We start from the raw sequence: 24361 nt of genomic DNA on the forward strand, positions 1-24361 counted from the left end.
TGTCACTATGACCGACGAGCCCGATCTGCATCTAGTGGTCGGATGGGACAGATACCCGCCGAGCACTGCCGCGCTGCATTTCGGGATCGATCTGGCCCGGCGCCTCGACGCGTGTGTACACGTGGTGCATGTCCTCGACATGGACGACGAACCCTCGGATCCCGACACGGACAGTTGGGAAGCTCAGGCGGGCACCGCGGTTGCCGCAGCCGAGGCGGAGGCGCTGGAAGAGCTCTCCGGCCAGGAAGTGGCCTGGAAGTACCATCGCGCCCATGGGTCCGCGACCGCTGCGCTTCTCGCCGTGGCGCACCAGCACGCGGCGCTGATGATCATCCTGGGTAGCCCACGGGGAGGACCGGCATCGGCAGTGGAGGCACTGCTCGGGCAGTCTGTGTCGCATCGCCTCATCGGCGCGAAGCGGGTTCCACTCGTCCTGGTGCCTGCCTCCTGAGGACCATCACAGAGCGAATTTTTCTCCTGTAGCCTGGCTCGGTGCCTAGCAAATCCCAAAACCGGTCGTCGGTGGACCGAGGTCCCGTCGCGATCGACGGGGTGACGGTGATGCTACGGCCGCCCCGGCTCGCGGACGGCCCATCCTGGCGCACGACCGCGTTGACCTTCACCGAACGGCTTTCGCCGGCGTTCAATCGTGAGGACATGGACTGGGAGAGTGCACATTCACCGGTGATCTGGGTGGACACCTGGCGTTCGGCCCGTGCGGACGCGCGAGCAGGGGGAGTCTCGTATCTGCTGGTAAGGATCGATGAGGGCGCCGAAAGGGTCGTCGGCCATTTCTCGATGACCGGAACAGATCCACGAACCGGTGGCGCCGAGATCTCGACCTGGGCGGTCGATGTTCCCTCGGCCGTGAGTACGTGGGCACAGCTGACCACGGTGCTCTCCGCGTTCGAAGAAAACCCCGCCATCCCGCATGCGCTGGCGCCGACCGCGACATCGAACGTGCGCGCAAACAGATTCTCGCACTCCATGGGTTGGACCCAGCTACAGACACGTCGAGCCCTGCGCACATACGACGGGCAGGTATCGGACCATCACATGTGGATTCTCGCGAACACGGCCGAGTACCGCGACTCGGTCAGGCACCGACTCTCGGAAATTCCCATCACGAGAACACCTTTGACGCCTTCGCGGGCCCGCCTGCCGGATGCTGAGTATCTGACGGCATGGGCCCGATTCGCGGTGATCCGCACCCGTCAGTTGATCGGCGCCGCGCTGCGAACGACCCCACCGGAGACCGTGTTCGAAATACCTGCTGCCAGTGGCGAAGTGGTGCAGGTCGAGTCGGCCGGCCGTGGGCGATACCGAGTGACGGTGGCCGCGCGGCCTGGCGGTTCAATCGAGGTCCATTCCGACGTTGGCACGTCGACAACGGAATTGGTGCCGCGATTCGAGTCGCGGATATCAGACGACGCCCGCGTTTCGGCGTTGACCGCACTCGCGAGCCACCTGACCGCTTGCCCTGATCGGTCGCGCCGGACGGTCATCGCGGTCAGTGCTGTCGACAGGACCCTTGCGGATCGGCTCGCCGCGCTTGGTTTCATCGACGAAGGTGACGCGCCACCGACCCTCGGTGACGACGGTGGCACCCTGCGGATGTGGACTCTCGTAGCGACTCCACATCCAAAATAGACAGCCTGTACACAGCAATCGTCTTCTCGCAGTGGCCGATTAATCGGCCATTCGTGTCCGCCTCGGTGCGCTACCCTGCCGAGGTGCGTGCAAGCGACGGACCCACCCCGCCATGCCTGGGGCCGGTTGAAATCGACGGTATGACGGTCATGCTGCGCACGCCGCGGCTCTCCGATGGTGCATCGTGGCGGGAAACCAACCTGCGGTATGAGCAGCGGCTGGCGCCGGCGTTCGGCCGCACGGATATGGCGTGGTCGGGTGCGCACTCGCCATACATGTGGATTCATACCTGGAAGCAGGCACTCTCCGACGCGGCACGGGGGTGGGTTTCTTGTCTGCTCGTACATCTCGATGGAGGCCGTGAGCAGGTGGTGGGCCATCTCGCCATGGCGGGGCGGCACCCACGAACGGGCGGTACCGAGGTATCAACATGGACGGCCGGTGTTCCCCACACGGCCACCATGTGGGCGCAGGCATCGCTGATCATCACCGGTTTCGAGGCCAATCCGAACATTCCGCACGCGGTGGCACCGCTGGCGGTTCAGAACGTTCCGGTGCAACGACTGGCCCAGGCCGTGGGCTGGTCAGAGCTGCAGACATGCCGCAAGCTGCGCATGTACGACGGAAAGCCCACCGATCATCAGATCTGGTTTCAGAGCAACACCGCCGAGAACCTGGCCGCGCTACGCCACAAGCGGGACACGTTCTCAGGCAACGCAACCGCCGGGGTACCCGGGTGTCGATCACGGGTTTCCTGGTGCGATCTCGTGGCGCGCGGGCATTACGAACTGCGCAACTGGGGTCGGCACACCACCTCTGTTACGAATAGCCAAGTGGTGTTGGATGTTTCGGGCAAGACCATGGGGTGCGTCGAGATTTCCGTCGATCCGGGTAGTTCCACCACCGAGCTCATCAGTAGGCCGCATCCCGATGTTTCCGAGGACATGCTCGCCCCGACAGTCGCAGACCTGGCCGGGCGTTTGACGCGTGCTCCATCAGCCACGAGGCGGATCGTGGTTGCGGCGCGCACCGATGACCAGCCCCTGATCGATGCGCTCTCCGCACACGGCTTCCAGAATGAGGGGCTCACCCTGCCCACCCTCGGCGAGGCCGTGGTTACCCGCCAGCTGTGGGCCCACGTCGCAGAAAGCTAATCGCGCCGACCGCGCGCATACGCCTCGGTCAGCAGCGGACGGATCACCTCACCGAAGGTGTCTTCACCCGGGTTGACCACGCATACCCATTTGGCGCCGCCATATTCGGGATGGGGGAGAACCCGGTCGAACTCGGTGTAGTCGGCGTCGGTCGGTTCGTCGTCTCCGACCGAGACGACGCTGTCGAAGGTGTCACCGCTGACCCCGATGTTGAGCCGGTACACCGACGGTCGCCCCAGATCGGAGTACGTGTCGAACGCCTCGTTCGACATCAGGGTGATGATGGGCATCTGGCGGTCGGAGCCGCGGAAGAAGAACCAGTTGCCCTGCACAACCTCGTGCCGAAGGTCCGGGAACGTCGTGACGATGTATTCGATGATGGCGCCCTCATCCATAACACCGAACCTACCGGCCTAGGCTGCTGACATGTTGCGCGCGGGAATCGTCGTCACGGGTACGGAGGTCCTCACCGGGCGGGTGGCCGATGCGAATGGCCCGTGGCTGTCCGAACATCTTCGGGAAGTGGGCGTCGATGTCGCACATATTTGTGTGTGTGGAGACCGCAAAGAGGATCTGACGGCACAACTGCAGTTTCTTGCCGATCAAGGTGTGGATCTCATCGTCACATCCGGCGGCCTTGGGCCCACAGCCGACGATATGACGCTACCGACTGTGGCTGAATTTGCCGGTACCACACTTGTTTTCGACGCCAATCTGGAAGAAGCCATCATGAATCGGCTGCGTCCGATGGCGAACCGCTGGGAGAATGTGGACTGGGAGGCGCTGCGCGTCGGCATCGCCAAACAGGCACTCGTGCCGGCGCAAGGTGAGGTACTTGATCCGGTGGGCACTGCGCCGGGAGCGATCATGAGCACGGGTGCCGTTCTCATCGTGGTGCTGCCCGGACCTCCACATGAGCTCCAGCGAATGTGGACGTCGGCCGTCGAGGCCGGGCCCTTCCGGGCGCTCCTCGGCGACGATGTCACGGCCATCGAGCAGACCACGCTGCGTCTGTACGGAATCACCGAGCCCGATATCGCAGAGACGCTGCGCCTCGCCGAAAGTGCGTTAGGAGACCTTGCCGCACTGGAGATCACGACCTGCCTGCGACGCAGCGAGGTCGAGGTGGTCACCCGATTCGAGGCGTCCGCCCAGCATCTGTGGACTCGCCTCTACGAATTCATCCAGGCCCGACATGGTGCGGCGCTGTTCTCCTCCGACGGTTCAACCGTCGACCAACTGGTGGCGGGACTGCTCCGCGGGAAGCGCCTGGCCGTGGCGGAGTCGTGCACAGCAGGGCTGTTGGGGGCACGGATCGCCGATGTGCCGGGCTCTTCGGAATACTTCCTGGGCGGGGTGATCAGCTACGCGAACGATGTCAAAATTGGCCAGCTGCATGTGGATCGGCAGCTACTCGCCGAGCACGGCGCGGTGTCTCCGCAGGTCGCCGAGGCCATGGCGGACGGCGCATTGAAGGCGCTGGGTGCCGATATCGCGATGTCGACCACGGGTGTGGCCGGTCCCGGCGGTGGAACGCCGGAGAAGCCGGTGGGCACGGTGTGCTTCTGTGTGAAAACCGCGGCGGGGGAGAAGGCCGACCTCCAGGTCGTTATCCCCGGAAACCGCAACCAGATTCGTGAGCGTTCCACCACTGTCGCGCTGCATCTGTTGCGCCGACTGCTGCGGCGATAGCCCTACTGGTCAAAGGGGGCGGCCTTGACCAGTAGCGGGAACGCCGCATAACGGGTCAGCCACGCAGCGCGACCGTGCGGTACCGCGGCGCCCTCGGCCGCCCAGGCCTTGAGCATGTGCCGCTTGAATTCCAGCCGAGGATGTCGACACAGCAGCTCATCCACCCAGGCGGCGTCGAGGTCCGACAGCCGTAGGCCGAAGACATCGGTTCCCGCACCGGCCGACACGAATCCGCCCGGATCTGAGAGGTTTTCACTGGCGCCAAGGGTGATATGTGCCGCGATGGCGGCGCCCACCGCCTGCGCGCGGTCCTCGGTGGCACCTCGATCCCTGACGAACTGTGCGGCGCGCTGCCCGCCGACGACGGCGAAGCACCGTCCGGGCGTCGGGTGCTCGAGTTGTAGATCGTGCAACAGGCTCGCGATGTAGACGAGCTCGTCATCGACCTGCGCGCCGTCGAATGCGGCCAGCGCCTTCCCGAAAAAGTAGGTGCGGTATGAGTGTTCGAGTACGTGCGGTGTCACCGAGTCACGTGCCTCCTGCTCGGCGGCACGTGCGAGCGCGCTATCGGGTACCGCGATCGATCCGAATTCGACACGCCCCTGCCCGCGCCGGCCCATCCTGGTTTTGACGGCATCGCTGACCATTGCGGGCAACGCACGAAACAAGCGTCCCAACAATGCCCGGCGCTGGGCCGTCGAGACCTCGCCGCCGGTCCGCGTCGCCCAGTGCCAGTCGAATTCGCTCGTCATGGGCTCAGTCAAGGCCCGTGCGCCCACAACGAACAGTGGCATGAATGCCATAGATGCTCGGATTCATGCCATAGTGAGCCATGGGCACCAAGACGGTGGCGGCACTCGCGCTCGATGGCGTCATCACCTACGACCTGGCATGCGCCGTGCAGATGTTCCGCAGGGGTCCCGGGCGATCCGGCCAGCCGGATGGTTTCGATCTGGTGACCTGTGGCCATCGGCCCGGAAGTGTCTGGACACCAGACGGTTTCACTCTCGATGTGGAACACGGCATCGATGCGCTGCAGACCGCCGATATCGTTGTCGTCCCCGCGCGGGCCCCGCACGACTATCCGCCACCCGATGATGTGCTGAACGCTCTGGCGAACGCGCACCAACGCGGCGCCGTGATTTTCAGCATCTGCCTGGGTGCTTTCGTTCTCGCGGCCGCCGGCCTGCTGGATGGGCGCCCTGCCACCACACATTGGGAGTACTGCGATGACATGCGCACGCTCTATCCGCGGGTGGATCTGCGGCCCGATGCGCTGTACGTGGATGACGGGGACATCCTCACCTCGGCGGGGCTCTCGGCGGGCATGGACCTGTGCCTGCATGTGGTGCGACGCGAGCTGGGGGCGGCGGCGGCATCGGAGATGGCCAGATGGAACGTGATGGCGCCGCATCGTGATGGTGGCCAGGCCCAGTTCATCCCGCCGACCGTGACCTCTCACGATTCCAGCGGACTCGGCCCGACCCTGAGCTGGGCCTCTGAGCGTCTCGCCGATATCGACGATGTGTCGACACTGGCGCGGCACGTGCATGTGAGCCTTCGCACGTTCAACCGGCGCTTCGGGGAGGAAGTCGGCACCACGCCCAAACGGTGGCTCGACGTGCAGCGCGCCACCCGCGCCCGTGAATTGCTGGAGAATACCGATATGACCATGGAATCCATTGCCGCGCAATGTGGGTTTGGCAGCGTGACGGCGATGCGGACGCATCTGCGCAAGGTCACCGCGACAACGCCGAGCGCCTACCGCCGGGCATTCCGGCGATAGGCGCTTCGCGGTTAGCGCGCGACGTGAGGCATCAGCGCATTCGGGGGAATGGCGCCGAACTTGCCCGCCTGGTAGTCCTCAACCGCCTGGATCAACTCGGCCTTGGTGTTCATCACGAACGGGCCATAGGCCACCACACGCTCACGGATGGGGCGGCCGCCGAGCAAGAGCACTTCCAATGCCGGGCGGTTGCCATCCTGTTCTGCGTTGGCCTGCAGCGTGATCCGATCGCCGGGACCCAGCACCGCGAGTTGCCCCTGTTCGATCGGGTGCCCCAACGCGCCCACTGAACCACGTCCGGACAGAACGTAGACGAGCGCGTTGAACTCCCGGTTCCAGGGCACGTTCAGCTGCGCACCAGGCTGGATCGTCGCATGCGCCAGGGTGATTGGCGTATGCGTACTGCCCGGACCATGATGCGGCCCGATGTCTCCGGCAATGATCCGCACCAGCGCACCGCCATCGGGCGAGCTCACCAGCGTGGTCTGCGCCCCCTCGATGGCCTGGTAGGCCGGAGTCAGAAACTTGTCGCGAGCCGGCAGGTTGACCCAGAGCTGAATGCCGTGGAATATTCCGCCGCTCTCCACCAATTCGGCTGGGGGAGTTTCGATGTGGAGGATTCCTGACCCAGCGGTCATCCATTGGGTGGCCCCGTCGTGAATGAGTCCGCCTCCGCCGTGGGAGTCCTGGTGGGCGAACCTGCCGTCGATCATGTAGGTGACGGTTTCGAATCCGCGATGCGGGTGCCAATCCGTTCCGCGCGGCTCGCCCGGTTCATAGTCCACCTCACCCATTTGGTCCATATGGATGAATGGGTCCAATTCGGCCGATGGCACCCCGCCGAAGGCGCGCACGACGGGGAAACCTTCGCCCTCGTATCCGCGGGGTCCACTGGTGATGGACCGCACCGGACGTTCGGCATCGACGGGTTCGGGCATGGGGATGCGCGGCAGAGTCAGGGCGTCCATTGACGACACGGTGATGGCTGGCATGCAAACCTCCTGGTGAGAGTTCTTATGCCTCTATAACCGGACCGTAGTCCGCTTTATTCCGGCAGCGCACCCTCGGTGACCAGAGCGGCCGAGACGGCCGCCGCGACCGTCTCGCCCGCGGCGAACAGCGGCTCGGGGCTACGCAGCGCCCGGCTCAAGACGAACGCACCCTCCAGGCTGGTGATGAATCCCAGCATGAGGCGCCTGCGCACCTCATACGGCAGACCTGATCCGGAGATGCGGTCGACACCCTGATCGATCCAGTCCGTGAAGACGTCGGCGGTGGCTCGACGGAGAAGCTCGTCGGTGCTCGCCACTTCAAGGGCGATGGTGGCGATGGGGCACGCGTCGGCGTAGTCGGTCGCGATGAGGTTGTCAGCCGCGGCCGCGAACGCGGTGCGGATGGTGGTTGGCAGATCGGGACCGCCCTGATCGAAGAGTGCCAGCACCAGATCCCGATACATCCCCCCGGCGGTCCGAATCGCCTCGTCCGCCAGCTGCACCTTCCCCCCGGGGAAGAAGTGGTAAATCGATCCGAAGGGCGCACCCGCACTCTGCGCGATCTGCTTGAGGCCAGTACCGGTCATGCCCTGTCGACGGAACAACTCGCAGGTGGCGGCGACGATACGGTCGCGCGTGTCGGCGGGCATGGTGTGTCCTTTCGGGGCCTTGTATCCGGCTTCGTCGCATTGTACGGTCCTCACTAGAACGTTCTATCAAGTTGGTGCTACTCGGAGGGCGCAGTGATGGACAAAGTGCTGAAGTATCTGGCGATCCTTACCGGCGTGATCTGTGTGGCCATTGGCCTCTATCACCTCATCGGTGGAGGCGGAACGGTCATCGGCGGGGGTGGCATCACCGCGAGCACCGACAGCCAGGAGCGCTTCTTCTCCGGGCTGTTCGCCGTCTACGGCGTGGCCTGGATCTGGGTGGCCCGCCAGTCGCCCATTCCCGGCATTGCCGTCCGGTTCCTCGCCGCCGGGCTGCTGGTGGGAGGGCTCGGCCGGGTGGCGTCGCTCATCGACAGGGGACAGCCGCACCCGTTCTGGATCGTCATGCTTGCCGTCGAAATCCTGATTCCCGCACTGTTTTTCGCCATCGCCGGCGCCGACGAGAAGGCTCGTTGACTCCGTAAAAACAATATGCGAGTTCAGATTTCGCAACCGCTAGAGTGCGTAGTACCGACAGCACCATGTGCTTTCCCAGGCACTCTAGGAGGAATCTATGCGGTTCACCTTCGCCGAGGCGATGACCGACACGTCGTACTACATTCCCTTGGCTCAGGCGGCCGAGGCGGCCGGCTACGACGGTATGACCATCGCCGACAGCCTGGCGTATCCCTATGAGTCGGATGCGAAGTATCCGTACACGCCCGACGGGAACCGCGAGTTCCTGGAAGACAAACCGTTCATCGAGGCGTTGACCCTCACCGCGGCACTCGGTGCGGTGACCTCCACGCTGCGCTTCAACATCTTCGTGCTCAAATTGCCGATCCGGCCGCCTGCGCTGGTGGCCAAGCAGGCATCGTCCATCGCCGCACTGACGGGTAACCGCCTTGGCCTCGGTGTGGGCACTAGCCCATGGCCCGAGGACTACGAACTCATGAACGTGCCGTTCGCCAAGCGTGGTAAGCGCATGGACGAGTGCATCGAGATCATCCAGGGGCTCACCACCGGCGAATACTTCGAGTTCCACGGCGAGTTCTACGACATCCCCAAGACCAAGATGCGCCCCGCGCCCACTCAGCCCATTCCGATCCTCATCGGTGGACATGCCGACGCGGCATTGCGCCGCGCCGCGCGATGCGATGGCTGGATGCATGGCGGCGGCACCGAGGATCTGGACGAGCTGCTCGCCAAGCTCAACACCTTCCGCGAGGAAGAGGGGACTGCCGATAAACCCTTTGAGATTCACGTCATCTCCATCGACGGATTCACCGTCGATGGCGTGAAACGCTTGGAGGACAAGGGCGTCACCGATGTCATCGTCGGCTTCCGAATCCCGTACATCGTCGGACCGGACACCGAGCCGCTGGACACCAAGATTAAGAACCTGGAGAGCTTCGCCGAGCGCGTCATCTCCAAGGTCAACCCGTAGCGGTCTATGGGTCGAGCTGCGGGCAGGGGATGCCGCCCGCCCGCGCGACCATTGACAGATATTCAACGCAAGCGTTAAATATCAACCATGAGCACACGTCCTAGCTTGGCCTCGGCGGTCGTCTACCAGGACCCGTCGGCAGCTCTTGACTGGCTGGAGAAGGCCTTTGGTTTCGAACGGTCTATGGTCATCACCGATAACGACGGCAAGATTGAGCATTCCGAGATGCGTTTCGGGGATGGCTATCTCATGGTCGGATCCGAGTGGGACGCCAGTGTCGCCAGCCCCAAAACGGTCGGCGGCAGATGTACCCAGACGATCCATGTTCAAATCGACAGCGATATCGACACGCACTGCGAGCAGGCCGAGGCGGCTGGTGCCACGATCTTGATGCGCCCGGCCGACCAGTTCTACGGCGACCGGGTATATCGGGCCCAAGACCCCGAGGGACACATCTGGACCTTCGGCCAGTCGGTGCGGACGGTCTCGCGCGAGGATGCCGAAAAAGCGAGCGGTCTGAACATCGAGGGATGGGTTTGACTCGGCCCTCTCCGGAGCTCGCGAGCATAGATCGCACAATCGCCGCGCTGGCCGATCCCCATCGACGAAGAATCGTTGAGGTGCTGCGGGATCGACCGCGTCGCGCGGGAGAGATCGCACAAGCCGTCGGCCTGAGCCCCGCGGCACTCAGTAGGCACCTGCGGACCCTCAAGGCCAGCGAGCTGGTCCAGGAGTCTCACCCGGAATTCGACGCGCGAGTACGCATCTACACGTTGCGACCGGCTCCCATGGCAGAACTGAAGGCATGGCTCGACGAGATCGAGAAGCTCTGGGCTACCCAACTTTCGGCGTTCAAGGAGCACATCGAGCGAGAGCAGGCCTGATGGCGTCACGTGTGCTGGTATCACTGCGGGTACGTGCCACCCCGGAGCGCGCATTCGACGTATTCGTCAAGGACATCGGAATCTGGTGGCAGCCCAACACACTGTTCCGATTCACCCGACGCCGTGGCGCACTCGCGATCGAACCGGAGCTCGGTGGCCGCTTCGTTGAGTCATACCCGGACGGCACCGAGTTCGAAATCGGCAGGGTCACCACGTGGGAACCCGGCCGACGGCTGGGCCTGACCTGGCGTCAGGACAGCTTCGCCGAGGATCAGATGACTACCGTCGAGGTGCGGTTCGAGCCGATCAGGGACGAAACCCGGGTAACGGTCGAACATCTCGGCTGGGAGTCGGTTCCGCAGGATCATGTGGCACGCCATACCTTTCCCGACGGACTGTTCCTGCGCCGCCACGGCGAGTGGTGGCAGGTGCTGCTGGAGTCGCTGCGGACCCAGATCGGGGCGCCGTAGGTCCTCAGGGGCTTCCCGGGGTGTGGAGCTGCGCCGCCAGCCAGGGCAGTGCGTCCGAGAATGTTCGACTGGCGAATTGCCAGGTGTGCCCACTGATCATCTGGTGGATGGTGCAGGAGATCTGCACCTGCTGGGCCGCTGCGCACAGATCCGCGGCAGCACCGTCTCGATCATTGTCAGTCACATCGTCATGCCCACCGACTCCAGTCGGGGTGTCGGCCGTGGGGCGCTTCGCACCACTTGGTTTCTTGCTGTCTGCCGGAGGTATCGCGTCCTCGAACCATCCCGTGACACCGGTGTACGGACCATGTTTGGCCATCACGGTGCGCGGGTCGAAGGCGTCCCATCGAGCGGCATCACCGCCATACAGTCGCTCGATCGTCTGTTGCTTGGTTCCGGCGGTCGGACCATGGTCACCGGCGATATCGACGAACGTGGAGAACAGATCCGGATGCATGACCGTCAGGTCAATAGCGCAGGTGCCGCCCATGGACCAGCCGACAACAGCCCATTTGGCAGGATCGGCCGACCCGCCGAACTCCGAGACCACATAGGGGCGAACATCTTCGGTGAGGTGATCGGCGGCGTTGCCACGCGGGCCGTTGACACATTCGGTGTCGTTGTTGAAACTTCCCGCGACATCGACGAACACGAAGATCGGTGCTTGCCCACCGTGCGATTTGGCATAGTCGTCGATCATCTGGGTGGCGTTACCCGTGCGGATCCAGTCGGCTGGGGTGTTGAACTCACCGGCGATCATCATCACCACCGGCAATCGCGGCGGAGTATCGCCCGCGAACCACGCCGGAGGGAGATAGACGTACTCGCCTCGGTGCTTGAACCCGCTTGCGTCGCCGGGGATGTCGACGTCGACAACCTTTCCGGCATCGGGATTCGAATTGCGCAGACCCGCAAGCTCACTGATATCGACCTGGTTGGGAAGCGGGCCCGCAGAGACCGCACCCCAGGCCGCCTGCACGGTGGGGTAGTAGCCCACCCAGGTATTGAGCGCGACGAGTGCCGAAAGCAACGTCAGTGGAACGGCCAACGCCGATACACCACGACGCCACCAGCGCGCACTCCGGAAGCCGATGACGGCAACCGCGACCGACGTGACGAACACACCGATCCATATCCACAATTTGAAGGGTGCCGGGTCAGAGGCCAACCCTTCGGAGTTCATGTAGACCCACGCCACCAACGCACCCACCGCGCCGATCGCTACGCTCACGGGCACCCACAGCAGGCGCCACCGGCGGCCGCGCCATCCGATGACCACCAGCAAGGTCACGACCGCAAGCACCTGGACGACCATCGGAAACCAACCACCGAGGGCCGAAATCCCGTGGCTGTACTGGTGGAAATCGTTGGCAGGCAGCTGTGGAATAGGAGTCGGCGCCGGAGGGGGCATCGGCGTAGTCGGTGGCACGCTGACATTGTGATGAGGTTTCCTGGGAGGAAGCTGGACATGACCCAGAGTTATCTATCGGACGAGACGATCGCGGCGCTGTCCGCGGCCGAGCGGCGAGACCTGATTCAGCGGCTGGAACGCCCGCTCAGCGAGGTGGCACCGCCGAATCTGGCCAGGTTTCGCGCGCTGCGGCTGGGTTTGATGATCGGCGGAGCGATCGCGCTGATTCCCTGGATCACCTACCTGGCGTTCACCTTGCCGGAAAACTATGTGGCACAGCGGTGGACGGCGACATGGGTCGGCTTCGACATTCTGCTGGTGGCATTCATGGCGGCGACCGCCGTGCTGGGTCTGCTGCGCCGCCAGTTGCTGGTGCTGACCGCGTTCACCACCGGTGTGCTGCTGATCTGCGACGCGTGGTTTGACGTGATGACGGCCGGCCCGGCGGAGCTGCGATGGGCGATCCTGGCCGCCGTCGCCGCGGAACTGCCGCTCGCGGCGGTGATGATCCGGGGCGCGATGCTGATCACGCGACTGACGATGACGCGGCTGTGGGTCATCGACCCGGGCGTGCCGCTCTGGCGGGTGCCGTTGCTGCCCTAACCGATCACCAGCAGTGGGCGAACCCATCGCAGTACTGCGGGAAGCGATCGACGGGCACATCCAGCGGTTTCACGAACTGCAGGCTGAAGGGTTTTTTCGTCATCCCCGGCTGGCCGCCGCACACCGCGCTGTGGATCGTGGTGTGCACCCCGGTGAGGGTCTCGTCGTTGAAGACGTACTTCTCCTGGGTGGGCGCGAAGGTCCCGTCCGGGCAGGTCATGCCCTGGGGCCGCGCGTGCAGAAACGTCCACTGGTCGTCAACCAGTTTGGCCGGGGTGGAGTAGTTCTGCAGTCTGTCGTTGTGCTTGAGGATGTCGGGCGTCGCACTGGTGACGGTGAGAATGCAGCCGTCGGCCTGGATGGTGGGGTCGGTGTAGTCGGACTGGATGCGGGTGCCTGAGGCCTGCACGCAGACGGCGGACAGCGTCCAAGAAACCTCGCCGAGTCCTTCCTCGATCATCCGATACGTCCCGTCCGCCGGAGGCGCCACAGCCGACGCCGGGCTGGCGAATCCGACTCCGATCGCGAGGGCGGAGACGGGAACCATGAGCAGGGAAGTTGTGCGCACAGGATCAAGTATCGCAATGCTGCGGGCGGGTCACGCCGCAACCTCAGTCATTAGACGCGGCGTCCAATACGGCCACGATCAGATCGGCCACGGCGGTCATGCCGTCCGCGTTGGGGTGAAGCGGGGCCGGGCGCCAGGGCCAGGGGAATCCGGGACGGGTAGTCCAGGGTCGCGCCGACCAGGCGTGATGGTCGGCGCTGGCCGTCGAGGCGCGCACGATCTCGCAGCCGGTGGCGTGGGCCGCGGCCGCGGTGGCAGCCATGAGTTCCGCGGCGATGCGACGTCCGCTCGCGGTCTCGGCCTGGGTGTACGGCGGTGCGAGCTCGCCTTCGGGTGGCAAGAGTGCGAGGTAATCGACGAAGATCACCCGCGCTCGCGGTGCGCGATTTCGCACCTGCTCACCCACCGCGCGCAGCGATTCACCCACAACCGCCAGTGCCGCATCCCGCTGGCCGGTGTCGAGTATGTCGCTCAACCCACCGCCGACCACGGGCAGGGCACGCAGGACGCGCGGCAGGCACGCGGCCAGCAAGAACGGCACATAGCCGACGTCGTTGCCGCCGATCGTGACCGTCACCAGCTCCTCGGTGCCGTCGAGTGCAGCGATCTGCGGTGCGGCGTTGTTCTGCCGGTCGGTCAGAACATGTGCGGTGGTCGCACCGGAATAGGTGACATCGGCCAGCTGATATCCCTTACGTTCGGCAACCTGGTGCGGATAGTTGCGTGCCGAGCGCCCAGCCAACCGGGGTGAGCCCGGCGCACGCGGCAGGATGCCCGGTCCAGCAGCCATCGAACTTCCCAATGCCACATAGCGTCCCGCCATGATCCCAGCCTATCGGCGAACCAGCCCGGCGAGCCTGCGCAGCGACGAGCTCACGCCATGGGGCCGCGGATCGTCCAATCGCAGCACCGGCCAGCCTTGGGTGGATGCCATGGCCGCGAGCCGGCCGCGCGGGTTGACCGGGCAGGGCTCACCGACAAGGGACATCAGATCGATATCCTCCTCGCCGTCCGCGTAGAAGTAACTGCGTTGTAAATCAATGCCATTGGCTTCGCAGAACAGCGCGACCGCGGCCGCCTTGTTGCGTCCCCACACGATGGGCGTGCGAATACCGCCGGTGAGAAGCCCGTCATCGTCGAGGTCGAAGTGGTTGCACAGGACGTGGGTTATTCCGAGATGGCGCGCTACCGGTTCGGCGTGAATGGTCAGCGCCGAAGAACTCAGCATCACGGTGTGGCCCTGTTCCTGATGCGCCCGCACACGCTCGCACATCTGCGGATAGATCATCGAGGCATTGTGCTGGTGGAAGATTCGTTCGCCCACGGCTTCGAGTTCGGCCAGCGAGTCGCCACGCAGGTATCCGGCGGCGCGCACCACCAAGCGCTCGAACTCCATGCGGCCCAGCTTGTACCGGAAAGTGGCCTCCAGAACTCCGAGAACCTCGCCGATGCTGGCCTGACCACGGCGCATCCGATCGCGGGCGTGTGCCGTCGGGGTGAATCCGGCCACGAGAGTGCCGTCCAGGTCGAAGAAGGCTCCTACCTGCGGACCTGTGGGGCTGAGCGCTATGTCGGCCACCGGATTGGGTGCCGGGCTCACCGTCATGTGGGCCAATCTACCGTTGCACGCAACGCACACCGGGCGTAGGCGACAAGATGGGGCATCCACCCGATAGTGGCCGGCAGGAGCAGTGATGGACCCCCAACCGAATCGCCCGCGCACACCTGCGCTGATCACCAGGCGCAGTGTGCTGTCCGCCGGGGTGGCCTTGACATTCGGCGCTGCGGCGATCACCGGATGCTCACCAAAACACTCTGAAGACGTACCGACCATCCCTCGATGGGAAGACCTGCGCCGCAAACTATCCGGCACTCTCACGGTGCACGGGGAAGCCGGGTCTGACGAGGCCGCGCGGACGTTCAATCCCCTGTTTGACGTGAATCATCCTGGCGCGGTGGCCTTCTGCACTTCCGAGCAGGATGTGGCGGGTTGCGTGGAGTTCGCATCCAGCTCCGGGATACCCATAGCCGCGCGCAGTGGTGGCCACAGCTATGCCGGTTACTGCGTCCCGAACAACGGCCTGGTGGTCGATCTCGGGCAGATGGCGGCGGTGTCGGTGACCGGGACGCGGGCAACGGTCGGATCTGGCGCGCGTCTGATCGATGTCTACGCGGGTGTCTGGGCTGCAGGCCGGATGCTCGCAGGTGGCTCATGTCCGACCGTTGGCATCGCCGGGCTGACACTCGGCGGCGGGATAGGGGTTCTCACCCGCAAGTTCGGACTCACGTGCGACCAGCTGATATCGGCACGCGTGGTGACCGCCGACGGTGGGATCCGAGTCGTGTCGTCGGATTCCGAGCCCGAACTATTCTGGGCCATCCGCGGAGTTGGCGGCGGAAACTTCTGCATAGTCACGGAGTTCACCTTCGAGACCGCCCAGGCAACAGAGCTCACGGTGTTCACGCTCGACTACGCGCCGGGGGACATGGCGGCGATCCTGCGCCGGTGGCTGATGTTCATGGACGATGCGCCCGATGAACTGTGGACAACCCTGCACGCCGTGGCCGGCACCACACCGCAATGCCGGATCGTGGGATGTATCGCCAAGACCGACAATCCACGTGCACTGGTCGATGGTCTCCGCAGCGCGATCGGCATCGGCCCATCCGATCGATTCGTCGCCGACAAGTCCTTTCTCGATGCCATGAAGTTCATGGGCGGCTGCTCGACATTGACTGTGGCTCAGTGTCATCCGGCATGGAACGGCGACGGGGCGGGACAGCTGCAGCGCGAGGCGTTTGTGGCGTCCTCCCGCATGGTCCCGGACGCGGCTATCGACACTGCCAGAGTCGAGGCGCTCCTGGTCGGCGACCGCGGGCTCACCTTCATCTTCGACAGCCTCGGAGGCGCCGTGAGCCGAGTTTCGGCCGACGCCACCGCCTTCCCGCATCGGCGGGCGGCCGCATCGATCCAGATCTATCACGGAGTCGGCGCAGACTCGTCCGTCGCGTATCGCCGCGTGGACGAGGCACGGGATCGGCTCGCGGAGGTCTGTGGCGCCGCCGCATACGTGAATTACATCGATCCCCGGCTACCCGATTGGGCCGCAGCGTATTACGGGGACAACCTGACGCGGCTGCGACGGATTGCTTCGGCCTACGATCCGAATGGAGTCTTCGGGTTCATGCAGGCCGTTCGCCCTTAATCGCGCCGCACGCTTTGCTGCGCCTGGGCGATGAGCTCGCGCCAACGACCTTCCGGAAGCTCGTACACCGCGGAGTTCCCGCCGTAGGCGCTCGAGATGACGACGTCCGGGTCCAGGCCCCCCAACAGGTCCAGGCTCCCCGACAACTCATCGGCACTGCCGCGCCCGGGAACCAGGAAGGTAGACCATACGCCCCCCTCGGTGGGGAACATGGTGTCTCCGGTGAAGAGGTACTTCTCGCCGTCCGCACCCGTGACCAGATAGCTTGTGCTGCCGGCGGAATGTCCCGGTGTGGGGATGGCCTCAACGCCGTTGTCGTCCACGTGACGTTCGTCGATGGCGACATCAAGGTCCGCGTGCTCACCAATCTCGTTCCGCTCGTGGGCGGATGCGTGCAGACTCGACCCGAATCGTTGTTTCACGACGGCGAGCATGGGTCCGGCCTCGTCCTGATGCGACAGGTACTGGTGGGCCACCCCGCCCAGTTCTGCGATCACCTCGAAGTCGGCATCGGTGGCGGGACTGTAGAACAGCACGTTCCCGTCGGGGCGGGTCCACAGGTAGGCGTGGGTGGTCAACCCGGGGAACGGACTGTCCCTGCGTGTCTCCCACAGATCTGATCGAATCCGGCGCACATTCGACGTTCTCGTTGTCATGAGGCCAGTCTTCAATGTCAAGTGAACTTGAGGTCAAGGGTTGAACCCCGGATTCTTGGGCCGAGGCTAGGCGCGTGACTCGGCGAGTGCCGCGAGCCTGTCCACCGAGTCCTGCAGCCGCTCTGACGTCGTGTTACGAGCCCGCGGCAGCCTGTTCTCGTCGGTGAGATTTGTCCAGTCGTACGTATGGGTCACCCGTGTGCGGCTGTCGCCGAGCGGCTCTAGTTCCCATCGCCACAGGTGACCAGGCGGTTTCTTGCCCACCTCCGAGGGCAACCACGCGATCCTGCGCGCCTCCTCGAACTCCACGATGTGGTTGTCGCGAACGGCACCGTTGGTGAGGGTCATCACGAATACATCACCCACGCCGTGCACACGTTGTGCGGCGGCCTCGGCAAGGTTCTCGTTGCCATCCCATTCACGCTGCCGTGCGGCATCGGCAATGAGCTCGAAGATCACCGCCGCCGGGGCATCCACCTCGCGACTCGCCGAGACCACTCTGACGTCCTCAGTCATGCAACCCATCCAACCAGAGTCCTGCCGTCTAGCCGATCGATTCTCGAGCGAGTTTGCGTGCCAGCGTTATCGGCTCCACGGATTTCTCCATCTTGGACGCGGTCAGCGCGCCGTCGTAAAACAGCTGCACGCGTCGGGCGACGTTGTCGGGGCGTGATATCCCGGCCTCACGCAGCAGTGCTGTCACGGTCGCACGGAACCACGCACGATGCGCTCGCACCGGTTCCCATTCTGTCCCGGGGAATTCGGTAGCAGCGTTCGCGTACAGACAGCCGCGGAAGTTTCTGGCATGCGCGGCACTGGCGGCCAGATCGAAGAACGTCAGGACTTTTGCGATGGGATCCCGCCGTGTGGCGACCGCCGCATCCCAGCGGTTGCGATCACGCTGATCCAATTCTTCGAGGTAGGCGACGATGAGCGCATCCTTGGATCCGTAGCTGCTGTACAAACTCGCTTTGGCAACCCCCGACTCACGCAGTATCTGGTCGATCCCCACCGCTCTAATTCCCTGCGTGGCAAAGAGATCTGCGGCCGCACGAAGCAGTCGATCAGCGGGCGCGAGCACACGGGGGGTCCCGGCGATCTCGGCGTCCGACGGTGCTGTCGTGGAACTCATGAGAGCAGGGTAACCCACCCGACCCCGATAGACAGACCGGTCTGTCCATGGAACCGTCACCTTCGTCGCACATCGAGTCGTACACCGAAGTTAGGAAGAGTGACGTGACGCTGCACCTCTACGAGATCGCCCTTATCCCTGCCGATAAGACCGATGCCACTCAACTTCTCAAAGACATCGACGGGCTAGTTCATCGCGGTGGCGGCGAATTGATCGAAGCGCAGGTGACACGCGAAGCTCGCCGTATCTTCGTCATCGCGGAGTTCGATGGCGAGGCGGCACCGCTGGATGCGGACTCTCTGCGCGTCGAGACGGTTTCGGGACCGCATCCGGTTCGCCTTGTCGGCGCGGACCTGGAGCAGCTGAAGTCCGTGCGGCCGGCCGCCGGATACCTGGTGGAATGGGACCTACCGGCGGACCTGGATATGCCGACCTATCTGGCACGCAAGAAGGCCAAGGCGCCCAAGTACGCCGACGTACCTGAAGTCAGCTTCCTGCGCACGTACGTCCGTGAAGACATGGGCAAGTGCCTGTGCTTCTACGACGCTCCCGACGAGGAGGCCGTGCTCCGTGCACGTAAGGCCGTCGACACCCCGGTCGACAGACTGCACGGACTCGGAGATATCACGCTATGACGGCCGCCGTGGCCAAGGGCATCGACGCGGCACTCGAACGCGTCGGCGACGAGGTGGCCGCACGTGCGGCGGCTCTCGACGCGGATGAGACTGACGTACGGGCCGATATCGCCGCACTGGGCGCTGAGGGTCTGTTCGATGCAGGTCTCGTTGATACTGACCTCGCCCCCATGGCGCGCGTGATCGAACGGATAGCCACAAGCAGTCTGGCCGTGGGCTTCTCAGCATGGGCGCATCGCATGACCATCGAGTATGTGAGCCTCGCGCCGCAGGCCTTTCGTACCGCATATCTGCCCGCCCTGACGGCCGGTCGCCGCGCGGGGGTCACTGCGATGGCGGCCGGTCTCAAACAGGTTGCAGGGCTGGGGGAGGTGCCGCTACGCGCCACGACGCATCCCGACGGCCTACGCATCACCGGCCCGATCCGTTGGGCATCCAACGTGTTCCCCGATGCGCTGATGGTGCTACCCGCCTGCGGAGCGGACGGCGCCACCTTCGTGGTGGCGGTCGATGTCAACGCGGACGGGATACGTATCGAGCGACCACCGAACCTGATGGCATTGACTGCCACGGCCTCGACATCCCTGAAACTGGACAACCTCCATGTTCCTGCCGAGAACATCATCAGCACAGATCTACGAGGCTTTGTCGCCCGAATCCGGCCGGCATTTCTCCTACTCCAGACTGCATTCTGCACCGGAGTCAGCGGCGCGGCACTTGACGGCGCACGATCCGCGCGCGGCGAGCTCGCCGGACAGTTCGACACCGAACTGGGCGGGCTCGCACAGCGGAATCACGTACTGCGAGATCGTCTCTATGCCTTTGCGGCGGCACCGTCAGCTCCGAGTATCGCCGAGCTTCTTCGCCTCCGGCTGGACGCCGCAGGCCTCGCCGGTCAGGCGTCGCGGCTGGAGGTCACCTTGGCCGGAGGCGCCGGTTACGCACTGGGAACCTCGGCGAACCGGCGGTTTCGCGAGGCCGCCTTCCTGCCCATTCAATCACCCTCGGAAGGACAGCTGCGGTGGGAACTGAAGCAGTACGAATAACAAACGGCACCAGGTATTTCGGGTCAACAGCCGCCTTCCGTGACATCGATGTCCAGGTGACATCCGGTGAGTTCGTGGCTGTCCTGGGCCCCAGCGGGAGTGGCAAATCCACGCTATTGCGCGTACTCGCGGGACTGGAAGAACTCAGCACCGGAACCGTCGTCTGGGCATCGGATGGAGGGCGACCACGAACGGGCGTCGTCTTCCAAGACCCCTTGCTGATGCCGTGGCTCACCGTCGCGGAGAACATCGCGTTCGCCAAGCGGTTCGCGGTGCATCGCGGCGGCTTCGACGACGCGTACGTGGACGACTTGGTCGGGCGTTTCGGGATACGACGGCTCTCGGGCCGTTATCCCGATCAATTGTCCGGCGGCCAGGCCCAACGTGTTTCGATCCTGCGCGCGGTGGCGACCCGGCCGCGGTTGCTGCTCTTGGATGAACCGTTCAGCGCACTGGACCCCGCGACGCGAGCGGATCTACAGTCCTGGCTGGCAGAGCTGGCCGGGGAGCTGGCCGTCACCGTCATCCTGGTAACCCATGACGTCGACGAAGCATTGACGCTCGCGCACAGGGTGGTCCTGTTGGGCGACAACGGGCGCATACGTCAGCAGTGGTCGCTCGACAACAACGCCGTGGCGCAGCGCAACCGGATACGCCAAGAAATCCTTGTCCAGTACCAACCGGCCGAGACGGGGACCCAGTGAGCGGCATCATCTCGCGCCGGGCGGTGCTGGCGGGAGCTGCTGGAATAACCACCACAGCAGGACTCTTCGGCGGCGCGGGACTGATTCGCGCCGCGGCATCCGACGCCTCGAACAACAACGCCCAATTGCGCATCGGGTATCTACCGATCACCGATGCAGCACCGCTGCTCCTCGCGCACGCTGCGGGGTTGTATCCGGCCGGCGCCGTGAGCGCCGCCAAACCGGTGCTGTTCCGCAGCTGGGCCGCGCTGGCAGAGGCCTTCATGGCACGGCAGATCGATGTGGCGCATCTGCTGATGCCCATGGCGATCCAGCTCCGGCAGGTACTGGGGCACGGCGTCCGCGTGCTGGGGTGGAACCACACCAACGGATCGGCGCTCACCGTAGCTCCGGACATCGAGCACTTGGAGGATCTTGCCGGTACCCAGGTGGCCATTCCCTTCTGGTGGTCGATCCATAACGTCATCTTGCAAGAGCTGTTGCGCAGCAACGGGTTACGGCCGGTGGTTCGGAGCACCGCCTCCCGCGGCCAGCGCACCGTTGAGCTCATCGTGATGAGCCCCTCCGATATGGTGCCGGCGCTGGCTAACCGATCCATCGGGGGATACGTCGTCGCCGATCCGTTCAACGCCATCGCACAGATCAAGAAGATCGGACGGATTCACACGTTTCTCGGCGATGTGTGGCGCGACCATGCCTGCTGTGTCCTCGTCACACGCGACGATGTGATCGCCGGGCGTGCGTCGGCCGTTCAAGGTGTCACTGACGCGGTGGTGGCCGCCCAGCTGCGGATTGATGGGGACAGAAAGTCGGCGGCGAGCACACTCGGTGGCGGAAAGTACCTGCCGCAACCGGTGGCGGCGGTGCAGACGGCGTTGACCTACCCGAATCCGCCCTACCCGCTGAAACATCCGGACTGGCACCCGCAGCGTCTCGGCTTCCAGCCGTTTCCCTATCGGAGCTTTACGCAGCGATTGGTCGAGTCGATGCACAACACCGTCGTCGATGGCGACCGCGGGTTCCTTGACCGGCTGGACCCGGCGCGGCTACACGACGACCTCGTCGACGACACCTTCATCCGCAGCGCGATCGCCACACACGGGGGACCTGAAGCCTTCGGTATCACCGCCGATTTCACCCGAACAGAACAGGTACAGGCATTGTGAGCACCATCGAGAGCACGCCCACGATCATCCGCGACGGCGGAGCCCCACCGTGGAAACCACGACTGCTCAGCAAGATCTGGCCTCCGGCAGTGGCCATCACGGCGAGCATCGCCCTGTGGTGGCTCTCGAGCTCAGTGCTGAGCCAACCCCATTCGCTGCTACGCCAGACGGCTCCGGACCAGGCGCTGCCCGCGGCCATCGATCTGTTGAATCGCGGAGTGTTACTGCCGGATGTCGGAATCAGCCTGTGGCGGTTGCTGATCGGACTGAGTCTCGCCACCGTGATCGGCGTCCCAGCGGGTCTGCTGCTCGGTGTGAGCACCAGCGCCGAACGTGCCACCCGCCCGGTGATCCAGTTTCTGCGGATGATCTCACCACTGTCGTGGACGCCGATCGCGGTGGCCGTGTTCGGGATCGGCAGCCAGCCGGTCATTTTTCTCATCGCCGCGGCGGCGGTGTGGCCGATACTCATCAACACCACGGCGGGCGTCCACGGCATCGAACCCGGGTATCTGCATGTGGCGCGGTCGTTTCATGCCACTCGCCTCGAGCTCCTCACCACAGTGATACTCCCGGCCATCCGGGGCAACATTCAGACCGGGGTGCGCATCGCCCTGGGCATCGCCTGGGTGGTGCTTGTTCCTGCCGAAATGCTGGGCGTGCGATCAGGTTTGGGCTATCAGATCCTCAACGCACGTGATCAGCTGGCGTACGATCAGGTGGTGGCGGTCATTCTTGTGATCGGCGTGCTCGGATACACCCTGGACCTGCTGGCGCGACGAGTACTGGCGCCGAGGTTTCGTGCACCTCTTGCCGGGTAGGCTCACACGAGCCGTACTACCCGATACCAGAGGTGGGCCACATGAACACGCTTGCACGCCGACTAATGATTGTGGCCGCGGGAACGATATTTCCGCTCGCCGCGGTGTCCGGCATCGCACCGGCCATCGGCTCGGCAGATCCCATCGTGCCCAACTGTCCGGACGGATGGTGGGACCCGGTGGCCAACACGTGCCGACCAGCGGTAGCGACAACGCCGTTGAACTGCGATAACGGTTGGTGGTGGGACCCGGTGGGCAACGTGTGCCGCCCACCGGTGGTTCCACCTCAGTAGAGCTGCCCTACGCCGCCAGGGCGGCGGTGGTCGCGGCGAACATGGTCGTCTTGATGGCGCCCAGCGTTCCGCTGTTCTTACCGGCCAGGGGACCCATCAGATCGACTGCGACGCTGAGTACTTCGTCTTCGGCCGCGGCCCGGTCGGCCAGACCCGCGGCAACGGCGGCGTCTCCGCCGTACCGATGTCCGGTAGTCATGGCGGTGACCGCTGTCTGCGGGGTCACTTTGGCCTGGATGAGGCTCGCCATTCCGGGGGTAAACGGGATGTTGATATCGACCTCGGGGAAGCACAAGTACCCACGGTCGGATCGCATCACCCGGTAGTCGTGGGCGACGGCAAGCATCGCCCCGGCCCCGAACGCGTGACCGTTGACCGCGGCGACGGTGGGCAGCGGGAGGGTGAGGACCCGACTGAAGAGCGCGTGCACGCGGCCGATGTACCAGTCAGTCTGATCACCGTGGGACAGAAGCCAATCCAGATCGAGTCCGTTCGAGTAGAACTTTCCGGCTCCCACGGTGACCAATGGCTTGGCATACGTCAGCGCATCGTCGAGGAGCCCATCGACGGTATCGAGCCAATCTGGGGAGAAGCGGTTCTCGTCCGCGCCGAGGTTCAGAACCGCGACGGTGTCCTGAAGTTCGAGAGTGGGGGTCATCCCGTGTTTCCTTTCGTTTTGGCGCCCTTCGTTTTTGGGCGCGCTGAGGGTGGATCGAGAGCAAGAATGGCGCGCACCGCGGCCTGCAGACGCGAGCGTGCCGCCGCATCGGGCTGGCGGCGCCCCCGCAACAGAAGGCCGGTCGGCAACCCCACGATGCAGTCCTCGATGACCTGAACCGCGCGGCCGTCCTCCCGATCCCACAGGGCTCGTGACAGGCGAATGAACAACGCGACGAGCATCGCGTCGGCGCCCGCCATGGCGTCGACGACGTCGCCGGGAACATCGGGGCCCAGAAGATCCTCGCGCCGCACACCGAGCACGAGCCGCGAGGATTCGGGGAAACGTTCGGCGAAGACGGCGGGGGTGTCGGCGGCCGCGACAACCGCGTTCACGGCGGCGGCATGGATAGGGGCACCGGCCGCGAACGCTGCATCGACGGCGTCACGTTGCATGGCGAGATACCGCTCCGCGGCGCGCAACCAGGCCCGTCCGACCATCGCACCACGTGATCCGAAGGCATGGTAGATGGCGCCATTGGAAATCCCGGTCACCTGGGAAACCGCGCGGACCGTCACCGCCGCCGGACCCTCATCCACCGCGATCCGCTCGGTGGCATCGAGCAGATCGTCGACGGAATGGATGCGGGGGCGGGGCACACCCGGAGAATAACAGAGCGAATGCTCTGTTATTCAATAGGCCGACTCAACAAATCTCCGACAATTACTACCGCAAGT

The 24361-nt window shown here is 64.5% G+C and carries 31 protein-coding genes; 18 read left to right on the forward strand and 13 right to left on the reverse strand.

All coding sequences use genetic code 11. The annotated features are described in order from the left end of the window. Positions 1-7 precede the first annotated feature (7 nt). From DSM43276_RS10825 to DSM43276_RS10835, 3 genes are read left to right on the forward strand one after another with little or no spacing between them, the layout of a single operon-like run. Positions 8-451, forward strand: a complete 444-nt coding sequence (locus tag DSM43276_RS10825; RefSeq protein WP_078331135.1) for a universal stress protein — start codon at positions 8-10, stop codon at positions 449-451. Positions 452-492: 41 nt separating this feature from the next. Further along, a complete protein-coding gene (locus DSM43276_RS10830) occupies positions 493-1650 on the forward strand; it encodes a GNAT family N-acetyltransferase (RefSeq protein ID WP_136629037.1) in 1158 nt (385 codons plus the stop codon). Then, a complete protein-coding gene (locus DSM43276_RS10835; protein ID WP_136629038.1) occupies positions 1617-2804 on the forward strand; it encodes a GNAT family N-acetyltransferase in 1188 nt (395 codons plus the stop codon). The genes DSM43276_RS10830 and DSM43276_RS10835 overlap by 34 nt, the downstream gene beginning before the upstream one ends. On the opposite strand, the gene DSM43276_RS10840 is transcribed toward DSM43276_RS10835, so the two are convergent. After that, a complete protein-coding gene (locus tag DSM43276_RS10840; RefSeq protein WP_078331138.1) occupies positions 2801-3199 on the reverse strand; it encodes a DUF6194 family protein in 399 nt (132 codons plus the stop codon). The genes DSM43276_RS10835 and DSM43276_RS10840 overlap by 4 nt on opposite strands. Before the next feature lie 31 nt (positions 3200-3230). Between DSM43276_RS10840 and DSM43276_RS10845 the strand changes: the two genes are divergently transcribed. Next, positions 3231-4496 (forward strand): competence/damage-inducible protein A, encoded by a 1266-nt coding sequence (locus tag DSM43276_RS10845; RefSeq protein ID WP_078331139.1) that lies wholly within the window; start codon positions 3231-3233, stop codon positions 4494-4496. 2 nt (positions 4497-4498) lie between these two features. Here DSM43276_RS10845 and DSM43276_RS10850 read toward each other — a convergent pair whose 3' ends face one another. After that, positions 4499-5299 (reverse strand): HD domain-containing protein, encoded by an 801-nt coding sequence (locus DSM43276_RS10850; protein WP_078331140.1) that lies wholly within the window; start codon positions 5297-5299, stop codon positions 4499-4501. A gap of 29 nt (positions 5300-5328) precedes the next feature. Between DSM43276_RS10850 and DSM43276_RS10855 the strand changes: the two genes are divergently transcribed. Further along, positions 5329-6282, forward strand: a complete 954-nt coding sequence (locus DSM43276_RS10855) for a GlxA family transcriptional regulator (RefSeq protein ID WP_078331141.1) — start codon at positions 5329-5331, stop codon at positions 6280-6282. Positions 6283-6293: 11 nt separating this feature from the next. Here DSM43276_RS10855 and DSM43276_RS10860 read toward each other — a convergent pair whose 3' ends face one another. Continuing rightward, positions 6294-7274: a pirin family protein gene (locus tag DSM43276_RS10860; protein WP_078331142.1), complete on the reverse strand. Its 981-nt coding sequence runs from the start codon at positions 7272-7274 to the stop codon at positions 6294-6296. Between the two features lie 53 nt (positions 7275-7327). Continuing rightward, positions 7328-7924 (reverse strand): TetR/AcrR family transcriptional regulator, encoded by a 597-nt coding sequence (locus DSM43276_RS10865; protein WP_078331213.1) that lies wholly within the window; start codon positions 7922-7924, stop codon positions 7328-7330. Positions 7925-8020: 96 nt separating this feature from the next. On the opposite strand from DSM43276_RS10865, the gene DSM43276_RS10870 reads away from it, so the two are divergent. From DSM43276_RS10870 to DSM43276_RS10890, 5 genes are all read left to right on the forward strand, one after another. Beyond that, positions 8021-8401, forward strand: coding sequence for a DUF4345 domain-containing protein (locus tag DSM43276_RS10870; RefSeq protein WP_078331143.1), 381 nt, complete (start codon positions 8021-8023; stop codon positions 8399-8401). Between the two features lie 97 nt (positions 8402-8498). Beyond that, positions 8499-9371: an LLM class flavin-dependent oxidoreductase gene (locus tag DSM43276_RS10875; RefSeq protein WP_078331144.1), complete on the forward strand. Its 873-nt coding sequence runs from the start codon at positions 8499-8501 to the stop codon at positions 9369-9371. An 87-nt stretch (positions 9372-9458) separates the two neighbouring features. Next, positions 9459-9911 carry a VOC family protein gene (locus tag DSM43276_RS10880; protein ID WP_078331145.1) on the forward strand — a complete coding sequence of 151 codons (453 nt, stop codon included), beginning with the start codon at positions 9459-9461 and terminating at the stop codon, positions 9909-9911. Beyond that, entirely contained in the window at positions 9902-10255 is a 354-nt protein-coding gene (locus DSM43276_RS10885; RefSeq protein ID WP_078331146.1) for an ArsR/SmtB family transcription factor, read from the forward strand. The genes DSM43276_RS10880 and DSM43276_RS10885 overlap by 10 nt, the downstream gene beginning before the upstream one ends. After that, positions 10255-10725 (forward strand): SRPBCC domain-containing protein, encoded by a 471-nt coding sequence (locus tag DSM43276_RS10890; protein WP_078331147.1) that lies wholly within the window; start codon positions 10255-10257, stop codon positions 10723-10725. The genes DSM43276_RS10885 and DSM43276_RS10890 overlap by 1 nt, the downstream gene beginning before the upstream one ends. Positions 10726-10729: 4 nt before the next feature. On the opposite strand, the gene DSM43276_RS10895 is transcribed toward DSM43276_RS10890, so the two are convergent. Then, complete coding sequence (locus DSM43276_RS10895; RefSeq protein ID WP_109556271.1) at positions 10730-12154, reverse strand: alpha/beta hydrolase-fold protein; 1425 nt, start codon at positions 12152-12154, stop codon at positions 10730-10732. A gap of 39 nt (positions 12155-12193) precedes the next feature. On the opposite strand from DSM43276_RS10895, the gene DSM43276_RS10900 reads away from it, so the two are divergent. Next, positions 12194-12739 carry a hypothetical protein gene (locus DSM43276_RS10900; protein WP_078331148.1) on the forward strand — a complete coding sequence of 182 codons (546 nt, stop codon included), beginning with the start codon at positions 12194-12196 and terminating at the stop codon, positions 12737-12739. Positions 12740-12743: 4 nt separating this feature from the next. Here the strand turns inward: DSM43276_RS10900 and DSM43276_RS10905 are convergent, their stop codons facing one another. Genes DSM43276_RS10905 through DSM43276_RS10915 form a run of 3 tightly spaced genes read right to left on the reverse strand, consistent with a single transcriptional unit; the run spans position 12744 to position 14913 of the window. After that, positions 12744-13307 carry a hypothetical protein gene (locus DSM43276_RS10905; protein WP_078331149.1) on the reverse strand — a complete coding sequence of 188 codons (564 nt, stop codon included), beginning with the start codon at positions 13305-13307 and terminating at the stop codon, positions 12744-12746. Positions 13308-13350: 43 nt separating this feature from the next. Next, positions 13351-14130 carry an SGNH/GDSL hydrolase family protein gene (locus DSM43276_RS10910; protein ID WP_078331150.1) on the reverse strand — a complete coding sequence of 260 codons (780 nt, stop codon included), beginning with the start codon at positions 14128-14130 and terminating at the stop codon, positions 13351-13353. A 9-nt stretch (positions 14131-14139) separates the two neighbouring features. Beyond that, positions 14140-14913 (reverse strand): HAD family hydrolase, encoded by a 774-nt coding sequence (locus DSM43276_RS10915; RefSeq protein WP_078331151.1) that lies wholly within the window; start codon positions 14911-14913, stop codon positions 14140-14142. Positions 14914-15001: 88 nt separating this feature from the next. On the opposite strand from DSM43276_RS10915, the gene DSM43276_RS10920 reads away from it, so the two are divergent. Further along, positions 15002-16513: an FAD-binding oxidoreductase gene (locus DSM43276_RS10920; protein ID WP_078331152.1), complete on the forward strand. Its 1512-nt coding sequence runs from the start codon at positions 15002-15004 to the stop codon at positions 16511-16513. On the opposite strand, the gene DSM43276_RS10925 is transcribed toward DSM43276_RS10920, so the two are convergent. The 3 genes from DSM43276_RS10925 to DSM43276_RS10935 form a co-directional block, all read right to left on the reverse strand. Continuing rightward, positions 16510-17169, reverse strand: coding sequence for an MBL fold metallo-hydrolase (locus DSM43276_RS10925; protein WP_078331153.1), 660 nt, complete (start codon positions 17167-17169; stop codon positions 16510-16512). The genes DSM43276_RS10920 and DSM43276_RS10925 overlap by 4 nt on opposite strands. Positions 17170-17235: 66 nt before the next feature. Further along, a complete protein-coding gene (locus DSM43276_RS10930) occupies positions 17236-17685 on the reverse strand; it encodes an SRPBCC family protein (protein ID WP_078331215.1) in 450 nt (149 codons plus the stop codon). A 28-nt stretch (positions 17686-17713) separates the two neighbouring features. After that, entirely contained in the window at positions 17714-18301 is a 588-nt protein-coding gene (locus DSM43276_RS10935) for a TetR/AcrR family transcriptional regulator (RefSeq protein ID WP_078331154.1), read from the reverse strand. 104 nt (positions 18302-18405) lie between these two features. On the opposite strand from DSM43276_RS10935, the gene DSM43276_RS10940 reads away from it, so the two are divergent. The 6 genes from DSM43276_RS10940 to DSM43276_RS10965 are packed head-to-tail and all read left to right on the forward strand — an operon-like array spanning position 18406 to position 22966. Continuing rightward, on the forward strand, positions 18406-18936 hold the full coding sequence (locus DSM43276_RS10940; RefSeq protein WP_078331155.1) for a DUF4242 domain-containing protein: 531 nt from the start codon (positions 18406-18408) through the stop codon (positions 18934-18936). Beyond that, positions 18933-19982 (forward strand): acyl-CoA dehydrogenase family protein, encoded by a 1050-nt coding sequence (locus tag DSM43276_RS10945; protein WP_078331156.1) that lies wholly within the window; start codon positions 18933-18935, stop codon positions 19980-19982. Before DSM43276_RS10940 ends, DSM43276_RS10945 begins: the two co-directional genes overlap by 4 nt. Beyond that, entirely contained in the window at positions 19958-20686 is a 729-nt protein-coding gene (locus tag DSM43276_RS10950; protein ID WP_078331216.1) for an ABC transporter ATP-binding protein, read from the forward strand. Before DSM43276_RS10945 ends, DSM43276_RS10950 begins: the two co-directional genes overlap by 25 nt. A gap of 23 nt (positions 20687-20709) precedes the next feature. After that, complete coding sequence (locus DSM43276_RS10955) at positions 20710-21852, forward strand: ABC transporter substrate-binding protein (protein ID WP_412458696.1); 1143 nt, start codon at positions 20710-20712, stop codon at positions 21850-21852. Further along, positions 21849-22673 (forward strand): ABC transporter permease, encoded by an 825-nt coding sequence (locus DSM43276_RS10960; RefSeq protein ID WP_109556272.1) that lies wholly within the window; start codon positions 21849-21851, stop codon positions 22671-22673. The genes DSM43276_RS10955 and DSM43276_RS10960 overlap by 4 nt, the downstream gene beginning before the upstream one ends. A gap of 41 nt (positions 22674-22714) precedes the next feature. Beyond that, on the forward strand, positions 22715-22966 hold the full coding sequence (locus DSM43276_RS10965; RefSeq protein ID WP_078327229.1) for a hypothetical protein: 252 nt from the start codon (positions 22715-22717) through the stop codon (positions 22964-22966). 7 nt (positions 22967-22973) lie between these two features. On the opposite strand, the gene DSM43276_RS10970 is transcribed toward DSM43276_RS10965, so the two are convergent. Both DSM43276_RS10970 and DSM43276_RS10975 read right to left on the reverse strand, forming a co-directional pair. Further along, complete coding sequence (locus DSM43276_RS10970) at positions 22974-23624, reverse strand: enoyl-CoA hydratase-related protein (RefSeq protein WP_078331158.1); 651 nt, start codon at positions 23622-23624, stop codon at positions 22974-22976. Continuing rightward, positions 23621-24283, reverse strand: coding sequence for a TetR family transcriptional regulator (locus DSM43276_RS10975; protein WP_078331159.1), 663 nt, complete (start codon positions 24281-24283; stop codon positions 23621-23623). Before DSM43276_RS10975 ends, DSM43276_RS10970 begins: the two co-directional genes overlap by 4 nt. Positions 24284-24361: the final 78 nt, after the last annotated feature.

Source organism: Mycobacteroides salmoniphilum (assembly GCF_004924335.1).
Classification (GTDB): Bacteria; Actinomycetota; Actinomycetes; order Mycobacteriales; family Mycobacteriaceae; genus Mycobacterium; species Mycobacterium salmoniphilum.

What these genes read in the sequence shown, in the direction of transcription:
- DSM43276_RS10825 (WP_078331135.1), top strand. Translation starts at nt 8, where the DNA reads ATGACCGACGAGCCCGATCTGCATCTAGTGGTCGGATGGGACAGATAC.
- DSM43276_RS10840 (WP_078331138.1), bottom strand. Translation starts at nt 3,199, where the DNA reads ATGGATGAGGGCGCCATCATCGAATACATCGTCACGACGTTCCCGGAC.
- DSM43276_RS10845 (WP_078331139.1), top strand. Translation starts at nt 3,231, where the DNA reads ATGTTGCGCGCGGGAATCGTCGTCACGGGTACGGAGGTCCTCACCGGG.
- DSM43276_RS10850 (WP_078331140.1), bottom strand. Translation starts at nt 5,299, where the DNA reads ATGGCATTCATGCCACTGTTCGTTGTGGGCGCACGGGCCTTGACTGAG.
- DSM43276_RS10855 (WP_078331141.1), top strand. Translation starts at nt 5,329, where the DNA reads ATGGGCACCAAGACGGTGGCGGCACTCGCGCTCGATGGCGTCATCACC.
- DSM43276_RS10860 (WP_078331142.1), bottom strand. Translation starts at nt 7,274, where the DNA reads ATGCCAGCCATCACCGTGTCGTCAATGGACGCCCTGACTCTGCCGCGC.
- DSM43276_RS10865 (WP_078331213.1), bottom strand. Translation starts at nt 7,924, where the DNA reads ATGCCCGCCGACACGCGCGACCGTATCGTCGCCGCCACCTGCGAGTTG.
- DSM43276_RS10870 (WP_078331143.1), top strand. Translation starts at nt 8,021, where the DNA reads ATGGACAAAGTGCTGAAGTATCTGGCGATCCTTACCGGCGTGATCTGT.
- DSM43276_RS10875 (WP_078331144.1), top strand. Translation starts at nt 8,499, where the DNA reads ATGCGGTTCACCTTCGCCGAGGCGATGACCGACACGTCGTACTACATT.
- DSM43276_RS10880 (WP_078331145.1), top strand. Translation starts at nt 9,459, where the DNA reads ATGAGCACACGTCCTAGCTTGGCCTCGGCGGTCGTCTACCAGGACCCG.
- DSM43276_RS10885 (WP_078331146.1), top strand. Translation starts at nt 9,902, where the DNA reads ATGGGTTTGACTCGGCCCTCTCCGGAGCTCGCGAGCATAGATCGCACA.
- DSM43276_RS10890 (WP_078331147.1), top strand. Translation starts at nt 10,255, where the DNA reads ATGGCGTCACGTGTGCTGGTATCACTGCGGGTACGTGCCACCCCGGAG.
- DSM43276_RS10900 (WP_078331148.1), top strand. Translation starts at nt 12,194, where the DNA reads ATGACCCAGAGTTATCTATCGGACGAGACGATCGCGGCGCTGTCCGCG.
- DSM43276_RS10910 (WP_078331150.1), bottom strand. Translation starts at nt 14,130, where the DNA reads ATGGCGGGACGCTATGTGGCATTGGGAAGTTCGATGGCTGCTGGACCG.
- DSM43276_RS10915 (WP_078331151.1), bottom strand. Translation starts at nt 14,913, where the DNA reads ATGACGGTGAGCCCGGCACCCAATCCGGTGGCCGACATAGCGCTCAGC.
- DSM43276_RS10920 (WP_078331152.1), top strand. Translation starts at nt 15,002, where the DNA reads ATGGACCCCCAACCGAATCGCCCGCGCACACCTGCGCTGATCACCAGG.
- DSM43276_RS10925 (WP_078331153.1), bottom strand. Translation starts at nt 17,169, where the DNA reads ATGACAACGAGAACGTCGAATGTGCGCCGGATTCGATCAGATCTGTGG.
- DSM43276_RS10930 (WP_078331215.1), bottom strand. Translation starts at nt 17,685, where the DNA reads ATGACTGAGGACGTCAGAGTGGTCTCGGCGAGTCGCGAGGTGGATGCC.
- DSM43276_RS10935 (WP_078331154.1), bottom strand. Translation starts at nt 18,301, where the DNA reads ATGAGTTCCACGACAGCACCGTCGGACGCCGAGATCGCCGGGACCCCC.
- DSM43276_RS10945 (WP_078331156.1), top strand. Translation starts at nt 18,933, where the DNA reads ATGACGGCCGCCGTGGCCAAGGGCATCGACGCGGCACTCGAACGCGTC.
- DSM43276_RS10965 (WP_078327229.1), top strand. Translation starts at nt 22,715, where the DNA reads ATGAACACGCTTGCACGCCGACTAATGATTGTGGCCGCGGGAACGATA.
- DSM43276_RS10970 (WP_078331158.1), bottom strand. Translation starts at nt 23,624, where the DNA reads ATGACCCCCACTCTCGAACTTCAGGACACCGTCGCGGTTCTGAACCTC.